The sequence below is a fragment of the Paenibacillus sp. 01T424 genome (genome assembly GCF_056398745.1).
In genome coordinates, this window is record NZ_JBFTPZ010000010.1 from 125,394 (window position 1) to 140,533 (window position 15,140).

Here is a 15,140-nt window from a genome sequence, read left to right on the forward strand (position 1 = left end):
GTCACTCTACCTCTTCTACATATAATGCATTCAAATATGTCTGTGCATTATAACTTAGGTTAAAATCAAATTTTTGTATGATATTATCATATGAGTTCCCTTCCTCTTTCATTTTTTTAAGCCAAGTTTTATAGTTACTTTCATGTTCTCTAACTTCAAAAAGATCATTTGTTAATACACTTATATTTTCACCAAAGCATTCTCCATCTGGATCTGTAATATAAGGAGTATTATTCGATCTATTGAATAACTTAACGAATTTTGAAGGTATTTCTTGAATTATTAATGGTGAGTGAGTTGATAAAATTGCATATGAATTGAATGTAGATAACAATTCATAAAACATTCTCATAAAATTGGCAATAGCATTAGGATGCAAATGTAACTCTGGTTCATCGAATAGAAGTAAAGAATCGACCTCTATATTGGCTATAACTTCAGTTATTGTTGATAGCATTATATTCTGACCTGAGCTTAAGTAAGAACTGAGAAAATTAGTTGGTTCTGATGCAACTTTAGTTCTTATAACTCTTATATCATCAATAATCCTTAAATGTTCTGGCTCTAGAATATTACTCATTATTTCTATCCATTTTTGTTCTCTTTCTCTTTTCAGAACTTTATTATAGGCATTGAAAAAATTTTCTTCGATTTCATTTATTGTTAGTAATCCTTTACTATTACGTAACCCACAATAGACATAGCTACCAAGTATTGTATCTTCTATTCTGTTGTTGTCTTCAGTTTCATCATTCTCATTTTTTCCCTCTAACTGTTTTTTTTCATTCTTTTCCTCTTCAAATGGTTTATACAATTCATCAAATGCACTATATGAAATAGCGATTATTTTACTAAATGATGGTCTTTCGGGTGTAAACGATCTATTCCCACTCTTTTTCGCTCCACTCAATCTACTTGCGAGTTCAGTTAAAATTCTAGTTTTACCAGTTGCATTTTTACCCACAAAACAATTTATTCTAAATGGAACATCATTTTCAGAAAAGTTTAAGTCAACCCTATGAGGTGAGGTTGCATTAGGTATTTTATATTCAAATCTAAAATTTAAAGACCTGTCTATTATTATTGATTCACCAAAGTATAACTTAGCCTCTTTTAATGCTTTACCTGCTTCACTGAAACGTAGTAATGACTCTTTAAATGCAGGTTCATCTTTAAATCTTATGCGGATATCGTCGTTTAACGCTGTATCGTTAAGTGAATTTAGAATTTTCTTTGCTCGTTCAAATCCTTCTTTGCATATAGTTTCATAGTAAGAAACTGATTGACCCAGGGAACAAAAATTTTCATCTAAACACTCAAATTCTCTTGGAATGACCAATCTTGTAGTTGGATTGAGTTTACTACAAATTTTACACGCACCCATATACTCAAAAGCATCAGAATTATATATGTAATAAACATGAAAATACGTCTCATATCCATAATCATTCCAGTTATCTGTCATTAAAACTACAGAGGGAAATTCTACAACACTAGTTGGGATAGTAAAATTATGAGTAAAACCTCTAATATAAAACTTCATAGTATCACCTTCAACAATTATTTTATAAATAAATTTAAGTTGAATAGCAAACTTAGACAATTATTATATGCCTTCAAGCAACATTCTCCTCTCAATCCTCTTAGCCCTGACATGCAATCCAGACTCCATTTTCGCACAAAGGATTGCTTCGACATTATGCACTCTTAGTGCTAATCGGTCATTCGATATATCTATTCAAACAGTTCAAATTTATATTTCTTTATCCCCTCTGGATATTTGGTCATCATCTCAAACTTCTTAGTCTCGTTTGGCTCAATCCCTAATGAATCAATGGCGTATGTCCAATCAGTATCTATCACATTATCATTTGCATCCATATATATTGCCTTAACCTTTATGTAGAAATACGATGTGTTTCCATTATTCTTTACTGATCCTGTTGCACGAATGTAATCTTCATCTCGACTCACTTCTATATCAATGAGATCTAGCATAGGAACTGCATCTTTATTTATTACGTCCAGCAATTCTGTAAGGAAATTCATATCCTCTGACTTGATTACAACATCCGAAATAACCTCAAATGCTTCTTCTGTTTTTCCTTGCTTATGTAATTCTTTAGCTTTTGCCATCATTTCATTGTATTCACTATCAGAGCTTGAACTAACACTATCCGCACCGTTTGAACATCCAGAGAATATGAAAATAGATAAGGCAATGAGTATTAATATTGTATTACGCAATTTAGACACAACTCCATCTTTTATGAAGTTCCTGCTTCCCATTTATGTCCACAATTCATACAACCAACCATTAACTTCTTACTTCCAATAAGTCCTCCTAGTAGTCCAACTCCTCCTAACAAAGCACCTCCAACAGCTGCCTTACCAAGGCTAAAGCCTTTGTCTCCTGCGGACAACTGAGTGGATTTGCATTTTGGACAACGCAATATCTCGTTTGAATTATCCGTATCTTGAAACAACTGTTTGTTTGCTGGCTTCTTAATGATATTTGAAGACTCTCCACAGGAGCACATAATAACTGCATTGGACTTATAGCCAATGTCATTTAATTGACAGCTAATCTTAAGAACCTTATTCTCCTTAGAGCATCTTTCACAGCTAATATAATAATATTTTCCTGATTCATGCAATAACTTCATATCAAACATCACCCCTTGAACCCTAAATAATGAAGACAATCCAATAAGAATAAGACCACAACTTTCTTGTTTAATACCACGAACCCAATCAGTTTCACAAAGTCAAAAAAAGGCTTTCTTTGGATGTTCCTTTTTCTGTTCTACTGTACCTTCACCGAACATGTGTGTTTCAATTGAAGTAACTGAACTGCTTTAACAGCTGTCTGACCGTATTTATTCATTGAATTATGCTTCCCAATCTCATTTGGCTTACCGTACATTTCTATGTTTATCTAAAATATTTAATATCTTCTTAGCACTTTCATTTGCCTTCTGTTCCGTATCACATTCACTAGCCCTTATTCTCTCGATATGGACACCTTCATGAAGTAGCATAGTAGTTCTATCATGTGCTTCCGTAGGGGACTCTTGATGAACTGTATCGCCATCAACCTCAACCACTAAAACAATTCCATCCTTAATAATCATAAAGTCAGGTTCAATTCTGCGATACGATTGCCCACCTCTAATGAAAACAGGCAATGGCGCAAACGAAACGCCTAGCGACTTAAAAGCTTTATACATGTTTATCTCTGGAATTGATCTAAACAATAAGCCATCCATATTCTTCGAAGCAATATTATCAGAACGAACTCTGCCTTGATTATTTATATTAGCTCCATTTAACCACTGTTTAGATTTCAAACGCCAGTCACTGTCTTTTGCTAGTTGTGGGCATATTTTCACATGCTGCAAATAGTAGTTTTCTTCATCAAACAATTTAGCTGCACGTTGCTGTATATTTTCCTCTATCCCCTCTTTCTCTTGCTCTATTTGAGCAAATAATGAAATAGGTATTTTCAAAAATAGAGTGTGGAAGTATGAACCACCATTCCAGTTGTCGTAACTAGTTTCCTTAATTGATGCTTCTGATTCTGATAGTACAGCTACTTCTTTAGCAGAGCCTTCTTTTGCAAACAATCTTACGATTGTCGCCAATATTGATTCTATTTGTTCACTTTGTGGTTCATTCGACAAGAGCTTCATCCCTCCACCAGAAATATTAATTTCACTACATTCTATACCCAGTCTACATTCCTAACATTCGCTTCCACAATTCAATCGAACTAGATATAATTACCTATATATATACTAACATATTCCAAATGAATAGGAGAATTAGAATTTGGCTAGAGGACGTAAGAAAGGCCCTACATTCGTTGATCTAGCAATACAGCTTGCAATTGGCTGTGCCTTTCTGTTCGCCTTCAACATCACCTTAAGCAAGGATGGAGCAACATTCGGTGGAGCATGGCTGAATCCCCTTTTAATTTTCATCATCATTGTTCTAGCGGTTAGCATTGGTTTCCGTATTGTCTATGTTCAAGAAAAGCTAAAGAAAGCCCACATCAACGAGATAGACAAGATTACTGGAACGATGTTTGAGCGTTACCTTGAGCAGTTCTTCAAGCGTCTTGGTTGGCAAGTGAAGCGTACAGGTGGCAAGGGCGACTAAGGGGCTGATCTCAGCCTATCATCATCTATAAAGAATGTTATCATTAAAGCCACACGGTGGAAGAAGAACGTAGGCTATGAATACAGCAGGCTTATACGAGCAAGGACGTATATAGATGTAACAAAGCATGGGTGATCACCAACAGCGGATTCACAGAACAAGCTAGAGATGGCGGCAAACGTCTTGGAGTTAAGCTGTGGGACAGAGAGATTCTGATTGAGCAGATGGCGAAGATCATCAATACTGCGCAGACTATTAAAGTGAAATGAGGAGGAAAACGTTTCTGATGAAGAGACAGCTACCACTGCAACCAATACTTGTAGATTAGTCAATGATCTGTTCCTATGCGCTAAGAATCTGCAATCTATTACTAATATAGTTAAGGGATACTGGTTGTTGAATCAAAGGCGTTTAAAGGTCAAATATATTGCTATTAACATTACGAACAGAGTCGAACTCAAGCATGTATCAAGCTTCGTATAATGAAGGGGGAATACCATTGAATAATCGTTGGTGGGAGTTTTATTTAGTAAGGTATTTTGTTGGTACAGTATTCGGTACATTAGTCACTTTATACCTATACAGTAACAATACTGCATTTAGTAAATTTTACAAGTTGCAAGTTTCTTTAAAAGACTTCACTTCTTCTCATATAATTTTATTTGGGTTACTTGGTTTAGCTTTCTGCTATATTGCAAGTACGCCAATACTGGTTTTACATGCTACTAGGTCAAGTATTTTCAAACCTCACAAGTTCAATAAGAAACCTACAATCATTGGAATCATTGTATTGATCTTAGTTACAGTCGCTTTATATTGGGTGACTAAAAATAACTTAGAATGGTTCTTCCTTATATTTATATTTCTAGTACAAGTAATTCTCCTCGTATTAGCTCTATACAAAGGAAACATCCTAGATTTTTATGTGAAATTGATTAATAAAAGAGCAGCTAGTAGTAGTACAATTGTTTCTATTCCTACAACTAATCCAGAAGTAATAAAAGAATATACTGAATCCTATCGACATCTGCGTGAACATGGAAATGCTTTTTCCATCGTTTTAATGGAATTCATCTTCGGAATTATTCTCTACTTTATGAAAGACATTCAGGAAGTTGTAGTAACAATGATTATCTGGATTATTCCTTCATCTTTCGTTTGGTTTATAGGCAGCTACCTAGAGAGTAAGATAAATAAGATTTAACAATACATTCGTCTAAACACTCGCATGAAAAATTAATCTGTTAGATAAAACTAGAATTTTATGTAAGGTAAAAGCACTCCTTACGTTAAACATTTAACGTAGAAGTGCTTTTTTTTGTTGAGATTAGCTTATGTTCTAATGTGAATAAAAGAATCGTTAACGTATATGTAACAAGTTGCGAGCTAATGCAGTCATGTTACTCATTTCTTTCTTCATCATCGTGTTTGATATCCAACTACTCTTTTTCATGTAAAGCTTCTTTTATTAAAACATTTTTAAAATTATCTTTAACCTCTTCGGGTTTTACAAAAATGTACTCCGCTTTGAAAGTAGCATTATCAATATCGATAGGAACACAAATGAAATTTCCGTTAAATGTATCCACGACAGCATAAGTGTCATTCTTTTGTTCAATCGTCCAATATGTTCTCGTATTTAATACACTATCTTTACCAAAATTGTACGCAGTAGAATAAGCAGATAAGACAACAGCAATGAACACAAGTAAAGACATAAACTTCAGTACAATTGGGATATCATTTAATCCAATCAATCTTAAAGAAAAGAATTTCTTTATTATGAATTTATCTATTAACAAAACTGAAACGAAAAAAAGCGAAAAATACACCAGCATTGCAACAGCTACTAGAATAAGCATAGTGGTAAATGGAATATTAGGTCTAATAATAGTGAGAATATTCAGTTCTATTAACTTGTCTGGAATAGAAAAATAAGACTTGTACCCTGCCTCAAAACGATATGCTACCACATAAAAGAAAAGAGTAAATAGAGTGATGATTGAGGTTGTATTAATCACAATGTTTTTTAAGCTTACTTTATTCTCAGTTGTCTCTTCTGCCATCTCGCACCCCTTATACTATTTTGCTTATGTCTTATTTCGACTTTTTCCAGCATTATCCTCCAAAAGACTTTTATAAAATTTCCATTTTAGATATAATGATCAAGTACAGCCATCATACTTAGTTGAAACGAACCATTTGTACTAATCATCATGGAGGTAATAAGTCATGTTAAAAAAAGATAAAAATGGTTTTTTAAACTGCATAGATAAATCAAAATTTTCAAGGAATCAGTTTGAAGTCAGTGAACAATTAATAAAGAACAATCCTGCATTTGTTATAAAATTTAAAGACTCACCTATGATGTTTTGGTATCGTAACACCCCTGAAAGCTACAAACATTACGATTATGCTTATATTGAGTTTTCTCCTAGTTTTGCTGAAAGTGATTATAATCCTGATAGAGATTGGTTTTCTGATATAGAACCTATTTATTTGGCATTTACACATTGGCTTGAAAATGATCTATCCGATTACCTTTCAGAAGAAGATCATATTGATCTTTGGAGTACCCTTTTTCAAGAAGAAAATGAATATTTAGGAGTTGGAGATGATAAAGTAAACTTTTCTCATGACGAGAAAATAACTTTAGTTAGTATGATTGAAAACTTTAGAAAAATAATTGCCATTGAGTTTAATCCAACAACTAATCAGATGACAGAAATAAACAACAAACTTGATTATCTTACTCTCTCAGTAGACAAATTGAATAGATATGACTGGAAAGGCGTCTTGATCCAAACATTGATTGGAATAGCAACCTGTTTAAGTTTCGATACTTCTCAAGGAGCACAACTTTTCGCACATGCAAAACGAGTATTCATTGATAATTTGCTTTTATTAAATTAAAATCTATGCAGACTTATATAAAAACTTTGAATACCCATAATAAGCATGATATAATAAGAAAACTCAGACAGAGTGGTCATCTTTTCCGTAAACATTTAGGAGGATGATTAACATTTTAAAATAAAAATAAAACTTAAAGTTAATCTTGCATACGTATTTGCAATTTTAACGGTAGCAATCAACATCGCATTAGTATTGTTAAAGTAAATTAATTATTATAGATTCATTATCTGAGATTAGCTAGCTACCAACTACCAGTAAAATAAACTTTTAGATCACCTGTCTGAGTACACACACTCCAAATGTGTACTCAGACAGGAATAAAATATATGAAATAACGCAATTTAAAATAGCAATTAAGAAGAGCCACCTACTCAACAATTGAGTAGGTGGCTATTTTTTACTGTTTATACATGTTTGTACTCAAGCTAGAGTCTCCGAATTTTTTATAATTTCATTTTTTATGCATTTAGCATCTATATTATTAAAAGTTCTATTTTCTTTAACAATCGATATATATTGATTATATATAAATTCCATTTCAGAACTATTCTCTTTATCATTAGCCAATATACTAAAATCTCCAGTTCTTTTTATTCCGCCTTCACTATACATTACACCTGAAACTTTTGAAAAATCAATATTATCAATATTATCACATGTAACTGGTAAAATTGTTGCATCACCTTCCATATACACACCATTAATAATGCTTTTAGCTCTTTCTTTCTCAACCATTAATTCAGCATCACTTCTCATTTTACTGAAGTCAAACGGTCTTTTAGAAGTATCACTAGGATTCTCTAAATAATAGATTATTCTTTCAACCATAGTTTTAAAATTCAAATCTTTAGTTGTTAAGTAAACGTAGTAATCTTTAGTTGTTAATTTCTTTTCCTTGTTTCCCCAATTACTTGGTCGTGTTTCTTCCTCCGCGTTATTTGAATTATTTTTATGATTAATGTTTTCAGAATCTTGATCTTCATTTACGGTATATGAATTCACTTCTTGTCTGACTTGATTATTTTCGTTCACATAATGTCTCCCACTATTCACATTTAAAAGTCCTTTCTCCTCCATCTTCTTTATTAAGTCAGTAACATGTCGTTCGGAACAATTCAGTATTGCAGAAAACTCTATTGCAGAAATAGACTTCTTTAATGTCTTGACTGCACACAATACCATAAACTCTTCTGCATTAGTTGTTAAATCATATATAGAATATTGAATCTTCTCAAATCCTTTCTCAATTATAGGGAAAGTAATATCGATTTTAGAAGCTTTTTTTAAATTTGAATCATTAAAACTGAGAAAAATGACCCCTTTTATTTCAAGAGAGAGTAGGCTCTCAACGATTCGATCTCTATTGTCTTGCACTTTTTTTAAAAACTTTACTTCTGATGCTATTAAGTTTAAATTGGTTCTACATATATTTGGACAATAAAAACTACGTGATGCATAAAGATAATAAAATAAATACAACTCATTTGGCGTTAACCTTTCTGAATAAAAATACTTGTTTGCAACTGGTACGAATCCTTTTTCTTCTTTTTTTATCAACTGATAATACCTCCATAATAATAAAATTGAGAACCTCCCTCCTCCTTCTCTTTTATCTGTAGGAAGTATTCTCTGTAACTTTTTCTCTGTATACTCTGCAAAATCAGGTTATATATAATCGAATATTTCTTATATTTGAGAATAATAAGGTTGTATATTACCGAAATGATTTTATCATACGGTTAAATTTTACCGATCTTTTTTTCTCACGGTATCTTTTGAACCCAATAATCGATACTCAGCTAAAGCTTTGTTTAATTCGGTTGTTCCACTAAATTGCCAAAACTTAATTCCAGTACTCTCATTTAACCCCGAGCATATATACTTAAAGCCTCTCTTTATGAAATAATGAAATAACTTTGGACTATAACAATAAAAGAAAACATCTCTATTTGAAAACATTTTCCCACCTTCTTTCATAAATTTGAACAACAAGTAAGCTAACCACGTGATAGCATCTATCTCAATATTTAGATTAATTTTTTAACCAAACACCGCCGTAACTCCTGTTACTATCGCAGAACTAAAATCCCATTTACCTACAGGAATTGCTGCACTGGCTGCACCTGACATTCTCAAATATTCATTTCCAAAATGTTTTAGAGAAACATAGTCAACACCATTGTAGATGGTAAAGTAATTATTTCCGTTGTAGCTAAGTTCCAGGTCGCCAAATTGTCCTCCAACTTTGATAAAGTTTGCTGGATATCCCTTCTGATATATCTTCTCCGCTGCTAAGTTTGAAGTGTCAATGTAATCTGAACTTATCCTCCCTGCAATTATCTGATCTGCAGTCAGTGTTCCAGTATAAACACCATTAGCATCTATATGTGTTAATCTGCTGGAGTTAGCCATAATACCACCTAAAGCCGCAGCATTCGGTTGACTAGTCACCTGATTCCAACTCAAAGTAGCGTTTTTCCCCATCTGAACATTCATATCTTTTGTCCTCTCTCGAATTCTGTAATATTCTCTCTGCTTAATATATGAACCGTAATATTACCACCAACTCTCTCTTCTAAAGCTCCCACGAAATCAAATGTATCCAGAAGGCTTTCTACGGCTTGATTTGGGTTGAAATGATTGACTAGGAAGTCTAATCCATTCTGTTGTCCAATGCCCCTTACAACGACTTCAGAAGACGTTATAACATGCGGTTCAAATCCGTCCGAATGGGAATATTGGATAAAACCACTCTGATTCTTCTCTACATCAAAGTAAGCTAGTATTATAGCCAACCCTGAACCTGTTGGTTCATGAACGTAGTAGGTTGGATAATCCAAAATGAAGCGTAGATGAACCAATAAACTTTCTTTTTGTACGATAAGGGCTATCTTGTCTATTGAAGTTTCTTCATTGACTAAATGAGCTATTCGTATACGCAGCTCCTCACAATAGTCTTGCGCTCCAGAACAAAAAATAGATACCTTATTAGTCAATCTAGTTAACTTCTTGTGATTATCACTAATTACCTTTTTCCCTTTCATTATTCGCCCATCGCCAGCAATCATTACATAATTGCTTGGATTATTTATAGCTATGCATAAGCTCATCTTACTCRGCTCCTTTTTCATCAATGTATTTTTTGTATTCTATAACTTTATCTAAGCTCATTCCATTCCTACTATTTTCATAATTACTAATATGCGACTTGTGACAATTCAAAAGCACTGCAAGTACGCTTAGCCTTATCCTTTTCCGTATTCTTAAAAGCCTGTATTCATCTCTCTCTGACAATCTGACTACCTCCTTGATATTTTTGGACAACAGAAATAAGGGATTCATAAGAATCCCCTAGTTATACAAATATAATTTGATTGATCGATAATATTTAGAGCAATCTCTAATTCGACCATACAAGTATTATATCATATGAGGATAAATTTGTCAAATTATGGTATTTAATAAGAAGAAGTTAGCTTTTCTCGCTTTGACGTTGGATAAAATTTAAATTCAACTTGAGCTTGATTTTTTTCCACTTTATATGGGCTACCGCATTGTATAATAGTATCCTCCTCAATTTCGTACTCAGCTAAATCCCTATTACAACTATAAATTGTAATGTCCATAAGATCATTCTCAATTACTCCTTTAAATAATTTCTTTATCTTTGAGTCTAATAAATTCATCTCAAATCCATTCAATAATAAGTTTTTTTCTAGTTTGTTCTTTTCTTTTAACAACCACAGTAATTGATTTTTCGTTCCTTCATCCAAATTCTCCCCCATATAGCCAACATGATCTGTCAAAAGTTTTAAAACTTGTTCATAATTCATAAAATACTTTGTCATAGACTTTTTTTCATCTCTTAACATGGCATATCTCTTTTTCATTTCTTTGACACTATTATATTTTTTCATAGTTAGCTCCTTAGTTTTATATTTGATTTGTATGTAAGAGGAAACATCATGTTTCCTCTCTTTTATTTTGTTCATTATTACTCTATAACCTTGTGTTTTTTCAGCACACTTTCTAAATCTTGATAGAAAGATAATAGTTTTTCATTTGGAAATAACTCCTGATCCTGCCATTTTCTCCGTTCTACACCATGATAATGTTTTAAATAGCCTATTAAACTATCAACTGCGTTGATGTCATTAACATGAAACTTTTTAAGGAGATCAAGATAGCTATTTAGCTTTGAAATAATGAAGTCTTCAGCATTCTTCTCTTTGAAAATTTCAGTCTTTGTATTCGAGTCTAACGCCCAGATGGTTTCAAAAATATATTGCACTTTTTCTTGATACGAATTAATCTTTATTGTTTGATTCAGTTGATCGTATAAGCTCTTTAATTGATCTTCATAATCATCAATATACTCATCCAAAATCGTTTCACCTTCAGGATTATCGACAATAAGCTCTCCATGACGATTATCAAAATCCATTGTTTCTATGTAATGAATGCGTATTTTCAGTTCATCAACATGAGTAAGCTCTTTTTGAAAATATTCTGATGCGATACCCTTGAATATCTTTGATAAAACGCTCAAGTATTTTTTAGGTATCTCCCTTGTTCCTTTCAACCAGCTACTAATATTTGTAGGTACTATTTTTAATTTTTCTGCTAATTCCTTGTTTTCGATGTTATACACTTTACAAATAAATTCTAATCCAATCATTCAGATCACTCTCTTTCATTTCTCTCATATTCTTATTATATAGATGATTTTGATGAATGTAAATATATTTTGTTGATTTTATGTTGATTTTAAACATTATGGTCAAAAAAAGAACGGCTATTCAACCGTTCAAGTTATATTCACTTCATATCAGACTGTTGTTTGGCTTGTAATGGCTATCGTATCAATAGAAGGTTTTATAATTATCCATGTTCATGTACAAGTTTCTGAGTACTTTCTGGCGATTTATAGAAGCAATTGGTCTATTTCAGAATCTTCTTTAAAGCTCCATGCTATCCTCATGTACCTTACACGCTATATATCCAAATAATTTAGTGGGTTAAACCTCTGATTCTGCTCCCGTAATTCATTTCCCCACATTGCAACATATCTCATCGTAACCGTAATACTTTGGTGACGCATCAGCTTTTGAATTGCAAAAGCACTCATTCCAGACATAGCAAGTCGATGACAAAATGTGTGTCGAAAAGTATGCGGCGATACTCTTATGTTTGGAAAGTTCATCTTCTCACCTAAATATTGAAATATTTGCATTAGTGAAAATTCAGTTATCTGGTTATAGTCCCTCTTGGTGAATACATATTCGCTACTCTTCCCCCAATGTTGTTTGCAGAAGGTTTGATATGCTCGAAGTTCTTTGGTTAGTTTCTCTGTCATAGGTAATGTCTCTTTACGTCTCGTTTTGCCAAATACAGATATTGATTGATTTTCAAAATCAATGTCTGACCATTTCAAATTGATAATTTCCCCTCTTCTAATACCAGTACCTAAAATCACAACAATAAGCATGTAGTCACGATAGGCACAATAACTCTTCTCTCTACGTTTAATTCTCCTATAGTAACTCAACATTTGAATAATTTGCTCATCATTAAATACTTCAACCTTCACATCATCTTTCAATAGCTTAATCTTTTTAACTGGACTAATCTTTATTACCTCGCACTCCACCATATAATTGAAGAATGCTCTCATTCTCATAAGTTTTGTGTTTACAGTACCAGCTTTATTTCCTTTTTCCTGACAATGTATCAAGTAACTTTTTGCATGACTTTGTGTAATATTTTCAACGTTGACTACTTCATGCTCTACACAGTAATTGATAAACTCTCCAAGCAACGTTTGATAATTCCTGATGTTTACCTTTGTCGTATTCTTGAACTTGCGATCATCTAAAAAATCTTGAAATGCAAACTTTAACAACACAAAAAACCACTCCCTAATAGAATATTAAGAAGTGGTCATTGCTTTATTTATTATTTGTAACAGTGACTGCTTCTTAAATCAAAGTCAAAATAACCTCAATTCAAGGAGCTACATGGTCTGATGGTTTAGAGCAGAAAGGCTGAAAAGCCTTATCCAGTCTAGCCTACATCATGCCGCCCATGCCGCCCATGCCGCCCATATCTGGCATGCCAGCGCCAGCACCCTTAGGTTCAGGTTTGTCAGCAACAACCGCTTCAGTTGTCAAGAACATAGCTGCAACGGAAGCTGCGTTTTGCAATGCTGAACGAGTTACTTTAGCAGGGTCAACGATACCCGCTTCGAACATGTTAACCCATGTTCCAGTAGCTGCGTTGTAGCCTACGCCGATTTTTTCGTTTTTCAGACGCTCAACGATAACCGAACCTTCTTGACCAGCGTTCGCAGCGATTGTGCGAAGCGGCTCTTCAAGGGAACGAAGAACGATGTTAACGCCTGTTTGCTCGTCGCCTTCTGCTTTAACAGCAGCAACAGCGTTGTATACGTTAATGAGGGCAGTACCGCCGCCCGATACGATACCTTCTTCAACCGCTGCACGAGTGGAGTTGAGGGCATCTTCGATGCGTAGTTTGCGCTCTTTCAATTCTGTTTCTGTAGCTGCGCCAACTTTGATAACTGCAACGCCGCCAGACAATTTTGCAAGACGCTCTTGAAGCTTCTCACGGTCAAAGTCGGAAGTTGTTTCTTCCAGTTGAGCGCGGATTTGGTTCACGCGAGCAACGATGTCAGCGGAGTTGCCGCTGCCGTCAACGATGATTGTAGTTTCTTTAGTGATGCGGATCTGACGAGCAGAACCTAGTGATTCAACGCCAGTTGACTTAAGCTCAAGGCCTAGCTCTTCTGTAATCACTTGGCCGCCTGTTAGAGCAGCGATATCTTGAAGCATAGCTTTACGACGGTCACCGAAGCCTGGAGCTTTAACAGCTACGCAAGTGAATGTTCCACGAAGTTTGTTCACTACTAGAGTAGCTTGAGCTTCGCCTTCTACGTCTTCAGCGATGATTAGCAATTGCTTGCCGGATTGTACGACTTTCTCAAGAACCGGAAGGATCTCTTGAATGCTCGTAATTTTTTTGTCAGTGATAAGAATGTAAGGGTTGTCTAGGACAGCTTCCATTTTATCAGTGTCAGTAATCATGTATGGAGATACATAACCACGGTCAAATTGCATACCTTCAACAACTTCTAGTTCTGTAACAAAGCCTTTCGACTCTTCTACAGTGATAACGCCGTCGTTGCCGACTTTTTCCATAGCTTCAGCAATAAGTTGGCCTACTTCATCGTCAGCAGATGAAATCGAAGCAACTTGTGCGATCGATTGTTTGCCTTCGATTGGTTTCGAGATTGCTTTAAGCTCTTCAACAGCAGCTTTAACAGCTTTCTCGATACCTTTGCGGATAACCATAGGGTTAGCGCCAGCTGTAACGTTTTTCAAGCCTTCGCGAATCATCGCTTGTGCTAGAACAGTAGCAGTAGTTGTACCGTCACCTGCAACGTCATTTGTTTTTGTAGCTACTTCTTTAACAAGTTGAGCGCCCATGTTTTCAAAAGCATCTTCAAGCTCGATTTCTTTTGCAATGGAAACACCATCATTTGTGATAAGCGGGCTTCCGAATTTTTTCTCAAGTACCACGTTGCGGCCTTTTGGACCTAGTGTTACTTTAACTGCATTTGCAAGTGCATCAACACCGCGCAGCATTGCGCGACGAGCGTCTTCGCTAAATTTAATTTCCTTAGCCATTAACAGAAACCTCCCAAAATAGTTTAAGTAGAACTGCTTAGTTTATGTGTTGCCTTCTATGTGACCCTAAGCGGGTTGTTATTCAAAAATCGCGTGAATTTCGCTTTCTTTCATAATCAAATACTCTTTGCCTTCGTATTTGATTTCAGTGCCTGCATATTTGGAGAAAAGAACGCGGTCGCCTTCTTTAACTTCAAGAGCAATGCGAACACCATCTTTCAGCGTGCCGCTTCCAACTGCAATCACTTTGCCTTCTTGCGGCTTTTCTTTCGCCGAATCCGGCAATACGATACCGCTAGCGGTTGTTTCTTCTTTCGCGATTGCTTCGATCAATACGCGTTCACCCAAAGGTCTGATCAT

Annotated in this window: 17 protein-coding genes; 4 read left to right on the plus strand and 13 right to left on the minus strand. The window is 34.5% G+C overall.

Annotation, left to right across the window (positions count from 1 at the left end):
• Position 1: 1 nt before the first annotated feature.
• The 4 genes from AC1DPK_RS10865 to AC1DPK_RS10880 form a co-directional block, all read right to left on the minus strand.
• Entirely contained in the window at positions 2 to 1,603 is a 1,602-nt protein-coding gene (locus tag AC1DPK_RS10865) for an AAA family ATPase (protein ID WP_477510301.1), read from the minus strand.
• A 131-nt stretch (positions 1,604 to 1,734) separates the two neighbouring features.
• Positions 1,735 to 2,247: an FxLYD domain-containing protein gene (locus tag AC1DPK_RS10870; protein ID WP_477510302.1), complete on the minus strand. Its 513-nt coding sequence runs from the start codon at positions 2,245 to 2,247 to the stop codon at positions 1,735 to 1,737.
• Positions 2,248 to 2,267: 20 nt separating this feature from the next.
• Positions 2,268 to 2,666 carry a hypothetical protein gene (locus AC1DPK_RS10875; protein ID WP_477510303.1) on the minus strand — a complete coding sequence of 133 codons (399 nt, stop codon included), beginning with the start codon at positions 2,664 to 2,666 and terminating at the stop codon, positions 2,268 to 2,270.
• A gap of 249 nt (positions 2,667 to 2,915) precedes the next feature.
• A complete protein-coding gene (locus AC1DPK_RS10880) occupies positions 2,916 to 3,683 on the minus strand; it encodes a hypothetical protein (protein ID WP_477510304.1) in 768 nt (255 codons plus the stop codon).
• Between the two features lie 148 nt (positions 3,684 to 3,831).
• Between AC1DPK_RS10880 and AC1DPK_RS10885 the strand changes: the two genes are divergently transcribed.
• From AC1DPK_RS10885 to AC1DPK_RS10895, 3 genes are all read left to right on the plus strand, one after another.
• Entirely contained in the window at positions 3,832 to 4,161 is a 330-nt protein-coding gene (locus AC1DPK_RS10885; protein WP_477510305.1) for a hypothetical protein, read from the plus strand.
• A gap of 80 nt (positions 4,162 to 4,241) precedes the next feature.
• Positions 4,242 to 4,430, plus strand: a complete 189-nt coding sequence (locus AC1DPK_RS10890) for a restriction endonuclease (RefSeq protein ID WP_477510328.1) — start codon at positions 4,242 to 4,244, stop codon at positions 4,428 to 4,430.
• Between the two features lie 230 nt (positions 4,431 to 4,660).
• Complete coding sequence (locus AC1DPK_RS10895; RefSeq protein ID WP_477510306.1) at positions 4,661 to 5,365, plus strand: hypothetical protein; 705 nt, start codon at positions 4,661 to 4,663, stop codon at positions 5,363 to 5,365.
• Positions 5,366 to 5,600: 235 nt separating this feature from the next.
• Here the strand turns inward: AC1DPK_RS10895 and AC1DPK_RS10900 are convergent, their stop codons facing one another.
• The gene (locus AC1DPK_RS10900; protein ID WP_477510307.1) at positions 5,601 to 6,227 is read right to left on the minus strand and encodes a hypothetical protein; all 627 of its coding nucleotides are present in this window, start codon (positions 6,225 to 6,227) and stop codon (positions 5,601 to 5,603) included.
• A gap of 166 nt (positions 6,228 to 6,393) precedes the next feature.
• On the opposite strand from AC1DPK_RS10900, the gene AC1DPK_RS10905 reads away from it, so the two are divergent.
• Complete coding sequence (locus tag AC1DPK_RS10905) at positions 6,394 to 7,074, plus strand: hypothetical protein (RefSeq protein WP_477510308.1); 681 nt, start codon at positions 6,394 to 6,396, stop codon at positions 7,072 to 7,074.
• Between the two features lie 423 nt (positions 7,075 to 7,497).
• Here AC1DPK_RS10905 and AC1DPK_RS10910 read toward each other — a convergent pair whose 3' ends face one another.
• From AC1DPK_RS10910 to groES, 8 genes are all read right to left on the minus strand, one after another.
• Positions 7,498 to 8,634 (minus strand): hypothetical protein, encoded by a 1,137-nt coding sequence (locus AC1DPK_RS10910; protein ID WP_477510309.1) that lies wholly within the window; start codon positions 8,632 to 8,634, stop codon positions 7,498 to 7,500.
• A gap of 483 nt (positions 8,635 to 9,117) precedes the next feature.
• Positions 9,118 to 9,573 (minus strand): hypothetical protein, encoded by a 456-nt coding sequence (locus tag AC1DPK_RS10915; protein WP_477510310.1) that lies wholly within the window; start codon positions 9,571 to 9,573, stop codon positions 9,118 to 9,120.
• On the minus strand, positions 9,570 to 10,187 hold the full coding sequence (locus tag AC1DPK_RS10920; RefSeq protein WP_477510311.1) for an Ntn hydrolase family protein: 618 nt from the start codon (positions 10,185 to 10,187) through the stop codon (positions 9,570 to 9,572). Before AC1DPK_RS10920 ends, AC1DPK_RS10915 begins: the two co-directional genes overlap by 4 nt.
• A gap of 348 nt (positions 10,188 to 10,535) precedes the next feature.
• Positions 10,536 to 10,994, minus strand: a complete 459-nt coding sequence (locus AC1DPK_RS10925) for a hypothetical protein (protein ID WP_477510312.1) — start codon at positions 10,992 to 10,994, stop codon at positions 10,536 to 10,538.
• A gap of 77 nt (positions 10,995 to 11,071) precedes the next feature.
• Positions 11,072 to 11,755: a hypothetical protein gene (locus AC1DPK_RS10930; protein ID WP_477510313.1), complete on the minus strand. Its 684-nt coding sequence runs from the start codon at positions 11,753 to 11,755 to the stop codon at positions 11,072 to 11,074.
• Positions 11,756 to 12,070: 315 nt separating this feature from the next.
• Positions 12,071 to 12,982 carry a tyrosine-type recombinase/integrase gene (locus AC1DPK_RS10935; RefSeq protein WP_477510314.1) on the minus strand — a complete coding sequence of 304 codons (912 nt, stop codon included), beginning with the start codon at positions 12,980 to 12,982 and terminating at the stop codon, positions 12,071 to 12,073.
• A 163-nt stretch (positions 12,983 to 13,145) separates the two neighbouring features.
• On the minus strand, positions 13,146 to 14,780 hold the full coding sequence (groL, locus tag AC1DPK_RS10940) for a chaperonin GroEL (protein WP_076269676.1): 1,635 nt from the start codon (positions 14,778 to 14,780) through the stop codon (positions 13,146 to 13,148).
• Positions 14,781 to 14,858: 78 nt separating this feature from the next.
• The gene (gene groES, locus AC1DPK_RS10945; protein WP_054026679.1) at positions 14,859 to 15,140 is read right to left on the minus strand and encodes a co-chaperone GroES; all 282 of its coding nucleotides are present in this window, start codon (positions 15,138 to 15,140) and stop codon (positions 14,859 to 14,861) included.